This is a genomic window from Novosphingobium sp. CCH12-A3, assembly GCF_001556015.1.
Classification (GTDB): Bacteria; Pseudomonadota; Alphaproteobacteria; order Sphingomonadales; family Sphingomonadaceae; genus Novosphingobium; species Novosphingobium subterraneum.
In genome coordinates, this window is record NZ_LSIA01000121.1 from 46,231 (window position 1) to 60,670 (window position 14,440).

Sequence of the window (14,440 nt, forward strand, 5' to 3'; positions counted from 1 at the left end):
TGGGCGATGGTGAAGCTTTCCGTCAACGGCATCGAGCGCGATTGCCCCGCCGATCCCGATACGCCGCTGCTCTGGGCACTGCGCGAGGATCTCGGGCTCACCGGCACCAAGTTCGGTTGCGGGGTGGGGGCCTGCGGGGCCTGCACCGTGCACATCGATGGCGAAGCGGTGCGCAGTTGCCCGATGCCGCTTTCCGATGTGGGCGCCGTAAAGGTGACGACCATCGAGGCACTGGGCAAGGCTGAGGCGGACAAGCTCCATCCCGTGCAGCAGGCCTGGGTCGAGGCGCAGGTGCCGCAGTGCGGCTATTGCCAGCCCGGGATGATCATGGCGGTGGCGGCGTTGCTTGCCCGCGATCCCGATCCCAGCGAAACGAGCATTCGCGAACAGATCACCAATATCTGCCGCTGCGGCACATATCCGCGTATAGTTGCAGCCGTGCGGCAAGCTGCCGCCGCTGCGCGCGCTTGATGACAGGAAACCTCGCAATGTCTCGCAAACCCCTGCCGCGAACGCCCAACCGGCTCGATCCGATCGATGGGGCGCGGCCCATGGACGAGCAGCTGCTGGCAATGATCGTCGGGCTCACTTCGGAAGTGACGATCCTGCGCGCGCGGCTCGATGCGGCAGAGCGCCTGCTGGAAGCTTCGGGCGCGCTAGCTCCTGGTGCGATTGACGGGTACGAGCCCGATGCTGCCGCCGAGGCTGCGCGCGAGGCCCATCGCAAGGCCACGCTCGACAAGGTGTTCCGCCCCTTGCGCGAGGCGGCGCTGGCCGAACTTGCCGCCACCACTACCATGGGAGATGCAGCATGACCAGGCAATTGTCCGAAGACCGCGCCGGCCTTGCCCATCCACTGATCGCGGTGCCGAGCCACGACGAACTGGCCGAACAGCTGTTCGTGCGCGATCTCAAGCTTTACATCATGCAGCAGATCGAGCCGGTGCAGGGCCAGATTGCCGCGCGCGAGGCTACGGCGCTGAAGGGCGCAGAAGGCAACGGCACCGCCGCGCTGCGCAAGCGCATGGCCGAGCATGAAAGCTTCGGCACCTGGCTCGCCATGAAGCGCGAGAGCCAGCGCCAGCTGTGGCACGGCGTGGCGCGCAGCGTCGAACGCCAGGCCGAAGAGCTTGAGGAACTGGCGCGGATCGAAAACCCGAAAGGGTCGGTGCGGACCGATCCGGACTTGGTCGAACCCGAATACATCGCGCGTGGCGACATTCACCTGATGCCCGGCGGCAATGCCCACGATGATGGCTCGTTGCTGCAGGGCGCGGTGATGGACCGGGGCGGCGCGGTCTACATGCTCGGCCGCAACGGCGGGATGCTCAACGACCTGCGCGGGCAGACGGCGATGGCTCACGTGCTGACCCGCTTCCCCAATTTCGAGCCACAGCGCATTCTCGACATGGGCTGCGGCATCGGCACCAGCACCGTGCCCGCCGCGCTGTGCTTCCCCGAAGCGGAAGTGCATGGCATCGACGTTGGCGCTTCGATCCTGCGCTATGCCCACGCGCGGGCCGAGCATCTTGGCGCTGCCGTCCACTTCTCGCAGCAGAGCGCGGAAAGGACCGACTTTGCCGATGGCAGCTTCGATCTCGTGTTCTCCTGCGTGGTGTTCCACGAAACCTCGCAGGCGGCGAGCATGGCGATCGTGGCGGAAAGCCGCCGCCTGCTGCGTCCCGGCGGCCTTGCGGTGCACCTTGAGGTCCCGCTGCTGCACGACAATTCCGACCCGTGGGTAGAGCTTTCGGGCGAGCTGGAAGCGCAGTTCAACAACGAGCCCAACTGGCGCGGCGCGCTGACGACCGATTACCGCGCGCTGTTTGAGGCCTCGGGCTTCAAGGACGTGGAGATCGGCTATCAGGCGACCAGCCCAGCCGCGCGCAGCGGGCCATTCCGCTTCGGGCCAGAGAGCGAGGGCGTGTTCCGTTCGTGGTTCGTGGCCTCGGGCGTGGCCTGAGGCCGGCTTCAGGGCGCCTTGAGGTATTCGGCAATCGCGCTGATTTCAGCAGCCCCAAGGCCCTCGGCCATGGCCTGCATCTTGCCGCTGGTCAGCGCCGTGACGATGCGGGTGCGGTCCATCGTTGCGAGCGCGGTGCGGGCGGGCGCTCCGGTGCCTTCCTGCTCGTGGCAACTGGCACAGCGTGCGGCGAACAGGGCGAGGCCCGCCGAAGTGGCGGCCTTGACCGGCTGGTAGTCGGCAAAGGACCGCGCCGATCCGCCACGCAGCCCGAAGGCCTGCAACCGGTCGGTGCCGACGATGACCATGCCCTGCACCACCGCCGGTTCGTTGTACTTGCCTGTCGGGTGTAGCGCCTGACCGCTGCTCCACAACGGCTTGAGCGTCAGCGCATCGAAGGCGCGGAGCAGTGCGCCCGGCGCATCGGGCAGGAACACGTTGGCGCTGCGCGGCATGTTGACATCGAGCACCCAGACGATGCCATTGCGCCCGCCATTGCTCGAGACGACCGGCGAGCCGGGGTTCTGGAAGGTTACCGTCATCTCCTGCGCATCGCGTATCAGCCACGCCGGTTTACCCGGTGACAGCGCGATGGCGAGCCTGACGAGGCTGGGCGGCACGTTGGTGCCGAAATCGGCGCCGGTCTTGGAACTGCCTGCGAAGTACAGGAACTCGCGTCCGTCGACGGCGCTGAAACGGGCGGGCGTGGCGCGGCTCTTGGCCGAATTCACCATGCCGATGCTGTCGGAATAGGGGCCGAAGACCACGACCGGCCCGCGTGACCCGAGTTCAGCTTGCGGACCCGGCGCCAGCAGCGAACCGTCGCTGGCGGGATCGCTGCTGCACACATGGCGGCGAGTGGTGTTGCCGGGCAGGCGGCTGCGATCGAGCAGGTAGGCGACGCCCTGCTTGCCCGAACCTTGCGCCAGCAGATGCGGCGTTGCGGTGCGGCGCGGGTCGAGTTCGATCGCCACGGCTCCGCCCGAGGCTATGTCGATATCGGCCGCGGCGGTCTGGCAATAGTTGAAGGGGGAGTAGGTGCCGGTCAGCTTCAGGCCGGTGCGCGGATCGTCGGCGAACTGGAGGAGCGACTGCCCCCAGGCGCCGTCGCTTTCGGGATAGACGCCGGCAATCCCGCGCTTGGCGAGCGCCGAGGCGAAGCTGGCCCCGGTGACGACATGGATGCGCCCTTGCGCGTCGATCGTCGCGCCGCTCGCGCCCCACATCCCGCCTTGCTGCATGTCGCTGCGCGGCATCGAGGAGAAGGCGCTGGCTATCGCGGGTTTGCGGGTGTTGACCGAAACGAGGAAGCCCTGCTGATCCGGGCCGAAGGTGATGTAAAGCTGCGCGCCATCGGCAGAGAGGTTGAGCGCGCCGCGCTGGAAATAGATCTGGCCGGGCTCGAAGCGGGTGGTGCCGTTGCGGTTCACGCTGGCGGGCACGGTGCGGTGGCTGATCTCCAGCGGCCAGCCTTTGGCTTCGTCGCCGGTCGCAAGGTCCAGCGCGTGGACGTCCCATGCCCAGTCATCGCGGCAAGAGGTGACGTAGATGCGCCCCGCAGCCTTGTCGATGACCGGGGTGGAGATGCTGCCCATCTCGCCATTCTGGCAGGGGTTGGCCGTCAACTGCCTGCGCCACAGGATGGTCCCGGCGGACAATGCTCCGCGATCCACTGCCAGCACGGCATAGGCAAAGCCGGTGGAGGCGACCGCGTAGGCCACCGGCACGGATTGCCCGGCGAGCGGCCCGCTGCGCTGTAGCACGCTGCCGAGGTAGAGCGGAGAGGCAAACAGGCGCGGCGGTGCGGTGCCTGCAAAATCGAACACCGGCGATTGCCATATCTGGCCAAACGCGCGACCGGCGACCGCTTCTGGCGTCAGCACGGTTTCCGCGCGGTTCCAGCCTTCCCGCGCGGCATTGCCGTGGAAGGTCGTCTTGTCGACAGCATCGCTCTGGCCCGCAATGCCGGGAGCAGCCAAGGTGAGACTGGCGGTGAGCAGGAGGGGAATCTTGCGCATGCCTGCAGTCTGTCCTGCAGCGTATCGCGGTGCGTGTCCGTGCGCGCCTTGGCCGACTGGCGGATAGGCGCATCTTGCGCAGTGATCCGGCGGGACAGGCGCGCAGGATCGGGGCATGTTGAGCAGGCGCGATCTTGGCATTTTGACGGGCGGCGCAATGGCGCTGGCGGCTTCGGCAAAGGGTGCTGCGGCGACCCCGGATCTCGGCAACGCCATCCGGCCCGCCAGCTTCCCCGGCTTCTGGGACTCGCAAGGAGATGTGCGGCGCGCCGGTGGCGTTCTGCACTGGCGCTCCGCTGGCCGCGCCGAGCAGCGCCCGCCACTGGTCCTGCTGCACATGCTGGGCGGGTGGAGCGACGACTGGCGCATGGTGGCAAGGCTTCTCGGCCCAGACCGGCGCGTGATTGCGTTCGATCTGCCGGGGCATGGCCTTTCGGCGTGGCAGGGACCGCCGCCGGAAGTGCAGTCTGTCGAGGAAACGGCTGCGCTGATCGCTGGAGCAATGACGGAACTGGGCCTGGGGCAAGTCGATCTTGCCGGAACCTCGCTCGGCGGCTGCGTGGCCGTGGCGCTGGCGGTAGGCATGCCGGAGCGGGTGCGGCGGCTCGTCCTGCCGTCCTGCGCCCTCGGCAAGGGGCGGTCCTGGTACGATATCCGCGCCAAGGAGGCGGACCAGTTGCGTGGCGGCATGTTCAATGCTGCGGGCGATCCCCTCCCGGGTGGGCCGGAAGCACTGGTCAAGGTCTTCGGCGTGCGCGATGCGGTGCGCATTTCGGCGGAGCAGAACGCCAGCCGTCAGCAGGCCGGGCGCTGGATCAGGCCGCAGGAGCGAGGGGTTGCGCTGACCGACTTTTCCCGCCTGATGGCCCGGATCACCGCGCCGACGCTGCTGCTCTATGGCGATAACGACACGTTCTTTCCCGGCTATCGCCCCATCGCCGAGGCAGCCTTGCGCCATTCGCAGACGGTGGTTCTGCCGCAAGCCAGCGGTCTGCCGGTACTTGACGATCCGGTCGCAACTGCGGGAGCGATCCGTCAATTCCTCGACGCCTGAAGCCCGGCGAATTTATTGTCCTATCATTGATACAAATCAAGCCTTCACGACGGCGCCCGTGTCAGGTTCCGAATCGTCGAGGCCGCGAGAGCGCATCGCTCAGCCGTCAGACGCACCGCAACCGAGGAGGGCTTATGAAGGACAAGATACCGCCACCCTATACCGCCTTGCAGCGTCATCCGATGATGCCGCAAGCCAGCCATGACGAGGCTGCGCGGTTCAACTTCCTCACGCTGTTCAATCGCTATCTTTCGGGCGAGATCGGACGCGGCAATCGCATTGCCTATGAAACGCGCGTCCTGCCGGCCTTCAAGGTAATCCACGGGCGCGAACCGGAGAACCGCGAGGAAATCCGCATCGCGATGAATCAGGACCCCTTCCACCGCATGTGGTCGGCGCTGAAGCGCAACTCGATGGAGATGCGCCAGCAGAACGGGCGCCAGATCGTGCTGCGCCAGCTCGATGAGCTGGATGCGAAGGCCAAGGCCTTCAACGAAGCGTCGGGCCTGCTGGAACTGGACCCGAGCGTGGAACAGCCGATCTACGCCACCTGCGTCGATATTCATTGCCAGCCCGGTGGCTATCACGGTGGTGAGCGCGAAGGCGACGTGACCGTGGGCGCCAACTATGACGTGGGTCTGTTCGCCACGACCGGCGGCGCGCTTGGCAGCCTCAACAATGGCGGCGGGCAGGCCGTGGTCGGCTGGGTCAAGGCCAACCGCCCCGACTGGCAACCGAAGCGCATCCTCGATGTGGGCTGCACCGTTGGCCACAACGCGGTGCCCTTTGCCGAAGGGTTCCCCGACGCCGAGGTGATCGCGATCGACACCGCGGCGGCATCGCTGCGCTATGGCGCCGCGCGCGCGGCGGGGCTGGGCGTGAAGAACATCCGCTTCGTTCAGGCCAGTGGCGAGGACCTTTCGCGGTTCCCCGACAACCATTTCGACTGGGTGCAGACGACGATGTTCCTGCACGAGCTTTCGGCGGAATCGATGCCGAAGATCCTGGCTGAATGCCGTCGCGTGCTCAAGCCGGGCGGGTTGCTGCTCCATGTCGAACAGCCGCAGTACGGTCCGGACATGCCGCTTTACGAGCAGTTCATCCGCGACTGGGACGCCTACAACAACAACGAACCGTTCTGGTCGGCCATGCATGGCGTCGATCTGAAAGCGGTGATGGAAGAGGCCGGATTCCCGATGGACCACCAGTTTGTAACCGGTGTGCGAGCAGTTCCCGATAAGTCCCTGTTCCCGGCATCGCCCGATGGGGAAGAGGAGGATTACGGACGCGCTGCCATCTGGAATGCCTACGGGGCCTGGAAGCCTCAAGTAACCAGCGGAGCAGAAAAGGAGATTTCGGCATGACGCAGGAAATCGACTGGATCGCGCGTTCGGGCGCTCGCGCCAAGGGCGGAAGGCCGGTCTTCTTCGACGAGATGGCCCTCGACCGCCTTTACTCGCTGGCGTTGTCGCTGACGGCTGAACTGGCCGCCACGCGGGAGCGTCTGGATACTGTTGAACGGCTGCTGGAGTCGCAAGGCTCCCTCAGCCGGGATGCCATCGAAAACTTCAAGCCGGACCTGGGTGCCGGCGAGGAACGAGGCATCGCCATGAGGGCATATATTGCCCGCGTCATGCGCGGCTTCCAGCAGGAAGTCGAAGCCATGGAGAACCCCGATCCGCCGGTCACCGACTGGGTGGAGCGGCTCTCCCGAGGCTGACGCGCAGTGGCTTAGTGGCGGCTTCCACATCAAAGGGGAAAGTCGTTGATCGAAGAAGTACTGGTACTGCGCTGGGTCCACATCGTCTCCATGGTCTATTGGCTTGGCGGCGAATGGGGTGTCTTCCAGACAAGCTTTAACATCATCAATCGCAAGCTCTCGATGGAGGAGCGCAGGCGGCACATGGAAACCGCCTATCGCATCGACATCCTGGCGCGCACCGGTATCATCATGCTGCTGCCGCTGGGGCTGCATATGGGCAATATCTATGGCCTGCAGCCCTACGGCGGCAGCTTCCTCACGGCGATGTGGGTGTTCGTGGCGGGCTGGCTTGCTCTCTGCTGGTCGGCCTTCATCTACCGCGAGACCGATCGCGGCGTGATGCTCACCAAGCTTGACGAGAAGATCCGCTGGGTGCTGATCCCGACGATCTTCGTGGTCGGCATTTCCTCGCTGCTGGGCCATGGCCCGCTCGAGGCCAGCGAAGGTTCGCGCTGGTACGCCACGAAACTGACGCTCTATGGCTTCACCCTGTGCATCGGCCTTGGCCTGCGCTGGATCATGCGCCTGTGGACCGTCCGCTTCCGCCGCCTGGCCGAAGGTCCGAACCCGGCCGAGGAAGCCGCGCTCGAGCGCGAGTTCCTGTACGGCCGCCTGATGGCCTACGTGTACTGGATCACGATCTCGGGCATCTGCTTCCTGGGAACGGTCAAGCCGTTCTGATCGGGGCAGGGTTTGCGAAAAGGGAGGGGCGGCCTGATCGGGCCGCCCTTTCTATTTGGGCGCGGCCTCTTCGCGGGAGAGCTGGGCGTCGAGCAGCGCGGCGTACTTGTCGGCCATCGTCTTGCAGGCGCCAGGCGCGCGCATCGGATCGGGCGTTTTGCCAGCGCGCCTTGCCGCAGCGCGCAGGTCTGCGCCCGAATGTTCGGCGTGGTTGGACAGCAGGACGTCGCACGGCTCATCGTGCAGCATGGCGATGCTGCGGCGGAAACCGTCCACAAGCTCCGGGTGGTCGCGGTAGCGATAGGTTCCGGCAGTGAGCGAATTGAGGCTGGCCGCGAAGAACACCCTGGCGCAGTCAGTGCTCGGGGAGCAGGTCTGCCATGACCAGCCCATCGATCCCGGCGTGTGCCCCGGCATGGCGCGGGCGGTGATGCCGACTTTGCCCAGGTGCAGGCGCTGGCCGTCCTTCACGACGCGTACGCTCTTGACCGGGGCATAGGCGATAAGGCTGGCGCGCTGCGGATCTTCATCACCGCTGATGCCATGGCGCAGCGCCGCGGCAGCAGAGGCCGAGGCATAGACCTGCGCGCCGCTTTCGCGCACCACCGCGGCGATGGCCCCGGCGTGATCGTAATGCGGCTCGGTCACCAGCAGCCACTTCACCTGATCGATCCGATAGCCGAGATCAGCCAGATGTGCGCGAAGCACCGGCAGGCCTTCGGGCAGTCCGGCGTCGATCAGGACGAGGCCCTTGCCGGTATCGATCACCGCCTGCTTGACGCGCTTTGGCCCGACATAGCCCAGCCCCGCAAATACGCGCAGCGGCGCGTCCGGCTCAAGCCAGCGCGCCGCATCGGGGCCGGTGATGGGCCGTGTCAGCGGATCGTCCCCACGCGTCGCCCCGATCAGGAGCGCCGCGGCAAGGACGAGGCCCGCCTTGCGCATCAGTTGCGATACTCTTCCTGCTTGAGCGTCAGCAGCTTGCGCGGATCGCGTGCGCCTTCGGGATTGACGCGGGCCAGCATCGCCACCCAGTCCTTGGGCATGTTGGCGTAGTCGGTTTCCTTGCGGCCAACGCTGCGCAGGCACTGCGTGCCCATGCCGGCGGGCATCTTCCACCAGCGGGCATAATCCGAAAGATCGGTGCCATAGCCGGTCGCGCTGGCGCAGTGGACGCGCGGGTCCAGCGCTTCCTTTGCGGGGCTGGTGATCATCGTCATGTCGTTGAGGCGGCGCGGCGAAAGGCCCGGCGTCTCGGTATCGGCAGCGGTGTGCTGTTGGAAGGTGATCTGGTCGCCCATGTGATAGAACAGCTCGGGCACGTGCTCAGCCTTGAGCGTGGTGTTGCCGATCTTGCCATCGAAGATCAGATCGTTGGCCGCGCTGTAGCGAACCTTGGTGGGGCCGACGGGCACGAAGGGCACGTCCACCATTTCGCCGGTCAGCGGATTGCGCAGCTGCTCGGAACGTTCGTTGGTGCCGGGGGCGGTGCGGAAGCCGAGTTCGTAGGAGGTCAGCTCCATGCTGCCATCGGCGAGCGGATTGACCTGCATCACCGCGCCGAACACCAGTTCGCACAACGGCGTCAGCTTCGCGCCCTGCTGGGCATAGTTGCGGCCACGGAACCACCAGTAGACGATGCCCGGATCGGTGCGCAGCCGCATGCGGCGGATCATGGCGATGCGCGCGGCCGGGTCGGTGGGGATGCCTTCCTCGCGGATCAGCGACGCGCCAAGCGCAGGCGCTGCACCGAGCAGGCCGGAACCGGCCAAGGCCACGCCCGTCAGCCCGGCTCCGCCGAGCATGGTGCGGCGGCTGAGGAGGAAAGTCTCGTCGCTTCTGTCGAAATCGGTCATCGGCTTGTTCCCCACGTTATGCCTCAAGGTCAGGCGGTTTCCACGGCACCCTGGCCGATCAGCTCGTCGATGCGCTGCGCCGGGTAGCCAAGCTCTTGCAGGATCGCGTGCGCATCGGCGCCGGGCTGGGGCAGGGCGACGCTGCCGCCGGGACGCTTGCCGCCCATTTCGAGCGGGATCGTCGGCAGGCGGGTCGAGGCCAGTTGCGGATCGTCGAACATGTCTTCGGGCCGCCCGATCGGCGCGAACGGCAGGCCGGTGCCTTCCAGCTTGGCGACGATTTCGGCGCGGGTCATCGACGCCAGCAGGGCGCGGATCTGCGGCAGGATGCGATCACGCGCAAGAACGCGCTCGTTGTTGGTGCGGATAGCCTCGTCGGCCCAGAGATCGTCGAGTTGGAAGAGCGCGCAGAACTTCTCCCACAGGCTGTCGGAGACAACGCCGATGAACACCGGCTCGTCCTTCGTCTCGAACACGTCGTAGATCGCCCAGGCCGAGATGCGCGCGGGCATCGGCGCGGCGGCCTTTCCGGTGACGGCGAACTGCGCCATGTGCTGGCCGACGAGATAGACCGTGGTCTCGAATAGGCTGGCGACGACCTTCTGGCCCTTGCCTGTGCGGTGGCGTTCTTCCAGCGCGGCGAGGATGCCGATCACGCCGAACATGCCGCCGGTGACGTCGACCACGCTGGAGCCAGCGCGCAAGGGGCGGCCCGGAGGCCCGGTCATGTAGGCAAGGCCACCCATCATCTGCGCCACTTCATCAAGCGCGGTGCGGTCTTCGTACGGGCCGGGCAGGAAACCCTTTTCCGAGCAGTAGATCAGGCGCGGATTGATGGCTGCAAGATCATCGAACGACAGGCCAAGCCGGTCCAGCGCGCCGGGGCGGAAGTTCTCCACCAGCACATCGGCACTGGCGCACAAGTCACGCGCCACGGCCTTGCCCTCGGCCGATTTGAGATCGAGGCAGATCGAGCGCTTGCCGCGATTGTACATCGGGAAATAGCCGGCGCCCGAGCCGAGCAGGCGGCGCGTGCGGTCCCCGCCCAGCGGCTCGATGCGGATCACCTCTGCGCCGAGCCCGGCAAGGATGTGGCCGACCGTAGGCCCCATGACCATGTGGGTGAATTCGATCACCTTGATCCCCGCCAACGGGGTCGGGCCGATCTGTTGGCTACCAGTATCTTCAGGCGCGGCGGTCAACGGGCAATCCTTTCGGCGTAATCGAGCATCGGGCCTGCATCGGGAGTGAATCCGTAGAGCGGCTCTTGCGGCAGGGCCTCGGCCAGAATGCTCCGCACAGCGAGCAGCTTTTCAAGGTCGATGCCGGTCCCGAACCCCATCGAGTTGAGCATGAGCACGAGGTCCTCGGTGACGAGGTTGCCCGAAGCGCCCGGCGCATAAGGGCAACCGCCAAGCCCGCCCAGCGAGGAATCGAGCGTGGTGATGCCTTCATCAAGCCCGGCCAGCGCATTGGCGAGGCCGAGGCCGCGGGTGTTGTGCAGATGCAGCGTGGTCAGCTTGTCGGCACCAACGGCGGCCTTCACCTTGCGGACAAGGCGGCGAACCTGCGCCGGGTCGGCATAGCCGGTGGTGTCGGACAAGCTGAATTCCTGCGCGCCCGCTTCGGCAGCGGCAACGGCAAGGCGCACGACCTGATCTTCGGGCACCGCACCTTCGATGGTGCAGCCGAACGCGGTGGAAAGGCCCACGGCGAAGTGCACGCCGCCCTCGCGGGCGATGCGGGCCACTTCGGCGATTTCAGCGAGCATCGCCGGGTGGTCCTTCCGGACATTGCGCTGCGAATGGGTTTCGCTCATCGAGAACGGGATCGACATGCCGTGGACGCCCGCTTCCACGGCGCGGGCCGCACCCTTGGCGTTGGGGACAAGCGCGACGACGTTCAGCCCCTCGATGCCACGCGCGAAAGCAACGATCTCTGCCGTATCGGCCATCTGCGGCAGAGGGCTTGGCGGCACGAAGCTGCCCACTTCGATCTCGCGCACCCCGGCGGCGGCTTCGGCGGCGATCCAGGCCTTCTTGGCCTCGGTCGGCAAGACGGCCTTGATCGATTGCAGCCCGTCACGCGGGCCGACTTCTGAAACGAGTATCTGGGTCATGCAGCTTTTCCGGCGTAGATCCATGGACGCTGGGCGCGGTCAGCCTTGGTCCAGGCGTCGATTTCGGGGAGGGATTTCAGCGTCAGCGCGATGGCATCGAGCCCTTCGAGGAGCATCTGGCGCGGCTCTTCCTCGATGGTGAAGGCATGCGCCTTGCCTTGTGCAGTCACGGTCTGCGCGGTCAGGTCCACATCGAGCGTCTGCCAGCCAAGGCAGTCGACCACGGCGCGGTCCAGCGTGACGGGCAGGATGCCATTGCGGATGCAGTTGCCGCGGAAGATCGGGGCGAAGCTCTCCGCGATGACGCAGCGGATGCCATATTCGACGAGCGCCCAGACGGCATGCTCGCGGCTCGATCCGCAGCCGAAGTTCGCCCCGCCGAGCAGGATCTGCGCCCCCTTTGCCTGCGTCTGGTTCAGCGGGAAGTCCGGGTCGGGCGTCCGCGCCACGGCGTCGGTGTAGCGCCACGGCGCGAACAGCCCATCGGCAAGGCCCGTGCGCCCGGTGCTCTTCATCTCGCGGCTGGGGATGATCGCGTCGGTATCGACGTTGTCGCGCAGCAGCGGGACGGCGACCGACGTCAGCGTGGTGAACGGCGTCATCGTGACAGCTCCCGCGGATCGGCTATGGCACCGGCAATCGCACTGGCAGCGACCGTTTCCGGGCTGGCGATGTGGGTGCGGATGCCCGGGCCCTGGCGGCCTTCGAAATTGCGGTTGGTGCTGCTGATCGTGCGGGAGTCCTGCGCGAAGCTTTCGCCGCCGGCATAGAAGCAGAGCGAGCAGCCGCTGGCGCGCCATTCAAACCCGGCGGCGGTGAACACCTTGTCCAGCCCTTCCGCTTCGGCCGCGCGCTTGACGGCGGAGCTGCCGGGCACGACCAGCGCCTTCCTTATCGACGGTGCAATGTGCCTGCCCCGCAGCAGATCCGCCGCGCGGCGCAGGTCAGACAAGCGGGCGTTGGTGCACGATCCGATGAACGCGGCGTCGATCGGCGTACCGAGCAGGCGTTGGCCCGCTTCCAACCCGATATAGGCGTGGGCACGGTCCGGTCCCTTGGGCACCGTGCCGGTCACCGCCATGGAGTGTTCGGGACTGGTGCCCCAGCTTACCATCGGCGCGATCGAGGCGGCGTCGATCACGATCTTACGATCGAAAGTGGCGCCCTCGTCGGTGGTCAGCGTCGCCCAGTAGGGCGCGTCGAAGCTGGCAGGGGCGTGGCGACTGCCCGCAAGATAGGCGTAGGTCTTTGCATCCGGCGCGATGATCGCGGTCATGGCCGAGAACTCGGTGGCCATGTTGCACAGGGTCATGCGCCCTTCGATGTCGAGCGCGGTCACCGCCTCGCCCGAAAACTCCACCACGTGGCCCGCGCCGCCGCCTGCGCCGTAGGTCGCCAGCAGATGCAGCGCCATGTCCTTGGGCGTGACGCCGGAAGACAGCGCGCCGCTGAAAGTGACGCGCATTGTCTTGGGCCGGTCGAGCCTGAGCACGCCGGTTGCCATCGCATGTTCGGCCTCGGACGAGCCGATGCCCCAGGCGAAAGCGCCAAGTGCGCCTTGCGTGCAGGTGTGGCTATCGGGTGCGACCAGCGTTGCGCCGGGCAGGACGATGCCCAGCTCCGGCGAGATGACATGGGTGATGCCCTGGTCGGGATCGTTCACGTCGAACAGGGTGATCCCTGCCGCCTGCGCCGCCGCGCGCGTTTCGGTGATGAAGGCACTGCCGCCTGGCATCAGCGCATCGTCGCCGCGGCCGATACGGGTATCGACGATATGGTCCATCACCGCGAAGACCCGCGCCGGATCGCGCAACGGGCGCCCGCTCGCCGCCATCGACTTCAGGGCCGAGGCGCCGGTGCGCTCGTGCAGGAACACGCGGTCGATCGCGATCAGGTGTGCGCCGCCGGCGGTCTGCGCCACATGGTGCGCATCCCAAATCTTCTCGAACAGGGTCTTGCGCGCAGCGGTCATCGGTCAGCCAGATCGACCACGACCTTGCCCATCGACTTGCCCGAAAGCAGCCGCTCGATCCCGTCGTAGATGCCTTCAAGCCCCACGTTGCGCTGGCTGTCGAACTGCACGCGCAGCATTCCGCGCGCATAGAGATCGAACAGACGCTTGCGGGCATCGTCCCAATACGGGGTCAGCAGTCCGTTCATGAAGCCGCGCACCGATGCGCCCTTGTAATAGATTGCGTGGGCTATGCGCGGGGCGGTGACGATCTCGGGCTTGCCCTCAAGATCCGCGGCCGCGCCGCCGACGACCAGGCGGCCATGGTTGGCAAGGTTGGCAAGGAAAGCGTCGAAGATCGTGCCGCTGACCGTGTCGACGGCAACATCAATCCCGCGCGGGTATTCCGCAGCCAGCACCGCGCCAACGTCTTCCGAACGGTAGTCGATCACGCGCTCGGCCCCCAATGAGGCAACGAACGCGCACTTCTCCGGCCCGCCCGCCACGCCGATCACGCGGCAGCCTTTCAGCGCGGCAAGCCGGATAAGCAGATGGCCCAGCCCGCCTGCCGCTGCCGAAATAGCCACCGTCTCGCCGGTCTTCACTTCACCGATCTGTTCCAGCGCCACCATCGCCGAAACGCCAGTGGAGGCGAGCGCCAGATATTCGCGCGTCGCCGCCGGGGCCGGCGCAAAGCTGGCGACCGGGCCGGTGTTCTGTTCGCGATAGCCGCCGGTGAAGCGAACCGAAACGGCAGCATCGCCCACGGCATAGGCCGTCACGCCTTCGCCCACCGCTTCGACGACGCCAATGGCCTCGACCCCGGTAAAGGTCGGCAGGGTGATCTTCACGTAATCGACCAGATTCCGCGCAATCTGGGTGTCGAAGATCGCGTTGACGCCGCAGTGCAGGTTGCGCACCCGGATCTCTCCGTGCGAAGGCGCCGCGCCCGGCAGTTCGACAATGTCCGCGCCTTCGCGGAAGGACGGGGCGATCCGTTCCAGCCGGATCGCGCGGTAGGTCTGCTCGCTCATCG

At 66.5% G+C, this 14,440-nt stretch carries 15 protein-coding genes; 7 read left to right on the top strand and 8 right to left on the bottom strand.

Annotated elements, in window-relative coordinates; genetic code table 11:
• The first annotated feature begins 6 nt into the window (after positions 1-6).
• From AX703_RS09470 to AX703_RS09480, 3 genes are read left to right on the top strand one after another with little or no spacing between them, the layout of a single operon-like run.
• A complete protein-coding gene (locus tag AX703_RS09470; protein WP_062343767.1) occupies positions 7-471 on the top strand; it encodes a (2Fe-2S)-binding protein in 465 nt (154 codons plus the stop codon).
• Between the two features lie 17 nt (positions 472-488).
• A complete protein-coding gene (locus AX703_RS09475; RefSeq protein WP_062343768.1) occupies positions 489-815 on the top strand; it encodes a hypothetical protein in 327 nt (108 codons plus the stop codon).
• Positions 812-1,963: a class I SAM-dependent methyltransferase gene (locus AX703_RS09480; protein WP_062343769.1), complete on the top strand. Its 1,152-nt coding sequence runs from the start codon at positions 812-814 to the stop codon at positions 1,961-1,963. Before AX703_RS09475 ends, AX703_RS09480 begins: the two co-directional genes overlap by 4 nt.
• A gap of 8 nt (positions 1,964-1,971) precedes the next feature.
• Here AX703_RS09480 and AX703_RS09485 read toward each other — a convergent pair whose 3' ends face one another.
• The gene (locus AX703_RS09485; RefSeq protein ID WP_062343770.1) at positions 1,972-3,981 is read right to left on the bottom strand and encodes a c-type cytochrome; all 2,010 of its coding nucleotides are present in this window, start codon (positions 3,979-3,981) and stop codon (positions 1,972-1,974) included.
• Positions 3,982-4,096: 115 nt separating this feature from the next.
• On the opposite strand from AX703_RS09485, the gene AX703_RS09490 reads away from it, so the two are divergent.
• The 4 genes from AX703_RS09490 to AX703_RS09505 all read left to right on the top strand — a co-directional run bounded on the left by AX703_RS09490 (position 4,097) and on the right by AX703_RS09505 (position 7,478).
• Positions 4,097-5,035: an alpha/beta fold hydrolase gene (locus AX703_RS09490; RefSeq protein WP_062343771.1), complete on the top strand. Its 939-nt coding sequence runs from the start codon at positions 4,097-4,099 to the stop codon at positions 5,033-5,035.
• 134 nt (positions 5,036-5,169) lie between these two features.
• A complete protein-coding gene (locus tag AX703_RS09495; RefSeq protein WP_062343772.1) occupies positions 5,170-6,399 on the top strand; it encodes a class I SAM-dependent methyltransferase in 1,230 nt (409 codons plus the stop codon).
• Positions 6,396-6,755: a hypothetical protein gene (locus AX703_RS09500; protein ID WP_062343773.1), complete on the top strand. Its 360-nt coding sequence runs from the start codon at positions 6,396-6,398 to the stop codon at positions 6,753-6,755. Before AX703_RS09495 ends, AX703_RS09500 begins: the two co-directional genes overlap by 4 nt.
• Positions 6,756-6,800: 45 nt before the next feature.
• Positions 6,801-7,478, top strand: coding sequence for a hypothetical protein (locus AX703_RS09505; protein WP_197423665.1), 678 nt, complete (start codon positions 6,801-6,803; stop codon positions 7,476-7,478).
• A gap of 51 nt (positions 7,479-7,529) precedes the next feature.
• Here AX703_RS09505 and AX703_RS09510 read toward each other — a convergent pair whose 3' ends face one another.
• Genes AX703_RS09510 through AX703_RS09540 form a run of 7 tightly spaced genes read right to left on the bottom strand, consistent with a single transcriptional unit; the run spans position 7,530 to position 14,438 of the window.
• Complete coding sequence (locus AX703_RS09510; RefSeq protein WP_062343774.1) at positions 7,530-8,423, bottom strand: MBL fold metallo-hydrolase; 894 nt, start codon at positions 8,421-8,423, stop codon at positions 7,530-7,532.
• Positions 8,423-9,334, bottom strand: a complete 912-nt coding sequence (locus AX703_RS09515; protein WP_062343775.1) for a DUF1838 family protein — start codon at positions 9,332-9,334, stop codon at positions 8,423-8,425. Before AX703_RS09515 ends, AX703_RS09510 begins: the two co-directional genes overlap by 1 nt.
• Before the next feature lie 29 nt (positions 9,335-9,363).
• Entirely contained in the window at positions 9,364-10,536 is a 1,173-nt protein-coding gene (locus AX703_RS09520) for a CaiB/BaiF CoA-transferase family protein (protein WP_255355046.1), read from the bottom strand.
• Positions 10,533-11,453, bottom strand: coding sequence for a hydroxymethylglutaryl-CoA lyase (locus AX703_RS09525; RefSeq protein WP_062343776.1), 921 nt, complete (start codon positions 11,451-11,453; stop codon positions 10,533-10,535). Before AX703_RS09525 ends, AX703_RS09520 begins: the two co-directional genes overlap by 4 nt.
• The gene (gene leuD, locus AX703_RS09530) at positions 11,450-12,055 is read right to left on the bottom strand and encodes a 3-isopropylmalate dehydratase small subunit (protein WP_062343777.1); all 606 of its coding nucleotides are present in this window, start codon (positions 12,053-12,055) and stop codon (positions 11,450-11,452) included. The genes AX703_RS09525 and leuD overlap by 4 nt, the downstream gene beginning before the upstream one ends.
• Complete coding sequence (locus tag AX703_RS09535; protein WP_062343778.1) at positions 12,052-13,425, bottom strand: 3-isopropylmalate dehydratase large subunit; 1,374 nt, start codon at positions 13,423-13,425, stop codon at positions 12,052-12,054. The genes leuD and AX703_RS09535 overlap by 4 nt, the downstream gene beginning before the upstream one ends.
• Entirely contained in the window at positions 13,422-14,438 is a 1,017-nt protein-coding gene (locus AX703_RS09540) for a zinc-binding dehydrogenase (protein ID WP_062343779.1), read from the bottom strand. The genes AX703_RS09535 and AX703_RS09540 overlap by 4 nt, the downstream gene beginning before the upstream one ends.
• Positions 14,439-14,440 lie beyond the last annotated feature (2 nt).

Excerpts from the sequence above, each read along its gene's own strand:
- AX703_RS09470 (WP_062343767.1), top strand. The coding sequence starts at position 7 with ATGGTGAAGCTTTCCGTCAACGGCATCGAGCGCGATTGCCCCGCCGAT.
- AX703_RS09475 (WP_062343768.1), top strand. The coding sequence starts at position 489 with ATGTCTCGCAAACCCCTGCCGCGAACGCCCAACCGGCTCGATCCGATC.
- AX703_RS09480 (WP_062343769.1), top strand. The coding sequence starts at position 812 with ATGACCAGGCAATTGTCCGAAGACCGCGCCGGCCTTGCCCATCCACTG.
- AX703_RS09485 (WP_062343770.1), bottom strand. The coding sequence starts at position 3,981 with ATGCGCAAGATTCCCCTCCTGCTCACCGCCAGTCTCACCTTGGCTGCT.
- AX703_RS09490 (WP_062343771.1), top strand. The coding sequence starts at position 4,097 with ATGTTGAGCAGGCGCGATCTTGGCATTTTGACGGGCGGCGCAATGGCG.
- AX703_RS09495 (WP_062343772.1), top strand. The coding sequence starts at position 5,170 with ATGAAGGACAAGATACCGCCACCCTATACCGCCTTGCAGCGTCATCCG.
- AX703_RS09500 (WP_062343773.1), top strand. The coding sequence starts at position 6,396 with ATGACGCAGGAAATCGACTGGATCGCGCGTTCGGGCGCTCGCGCCAAG.
- AX703_RS09510 (WP_062343774.1), bottom strand. The coding sequence starts at position 8,423 with ATGCGCAAGGCGGGCCTCGTCCTTGCCGCGGCGCTCCTGATCGGGGCG.
- AX703_RS09515 (WP_062343775.1), bottom strand. The coding sequence starts at position 9,334 with ATGACCGATTTCGACAGAAGCGACGAGACTTTCCTCCTCAGCCGCCGC.
- AX703_RS09525 (WP_062343776.1), bottom strand. The coding sequence starts at position 11,453 with ATGACCCAGATACTCGTTTCAGAAGTCGGCCCGCGTGACGGGCTGCAA.
- leuD (WP_062343777.1), bottom strand. The coding sequence starts at position 12,055 with ATGACGCCGTTCACCACGCTGACGTCGGTCGCCGTCCCGCTGCTGCGC.
- AX703_RS09535 (WP_062343778.1), bottom strand. The coding sequence starts at position 13,425 with ATGACCGCTGCGCGCAAGACCCTGTTCGAGAAGATTTGGGATGCGCAC.
- AX703_RS09540 (WP_062343779.1), bottom strand. The coding sequence starts at position 14,438 with ATGAGCGAGCAGACCTACCGCGCGATCCGGCTGGAACGGATCGCCCCG.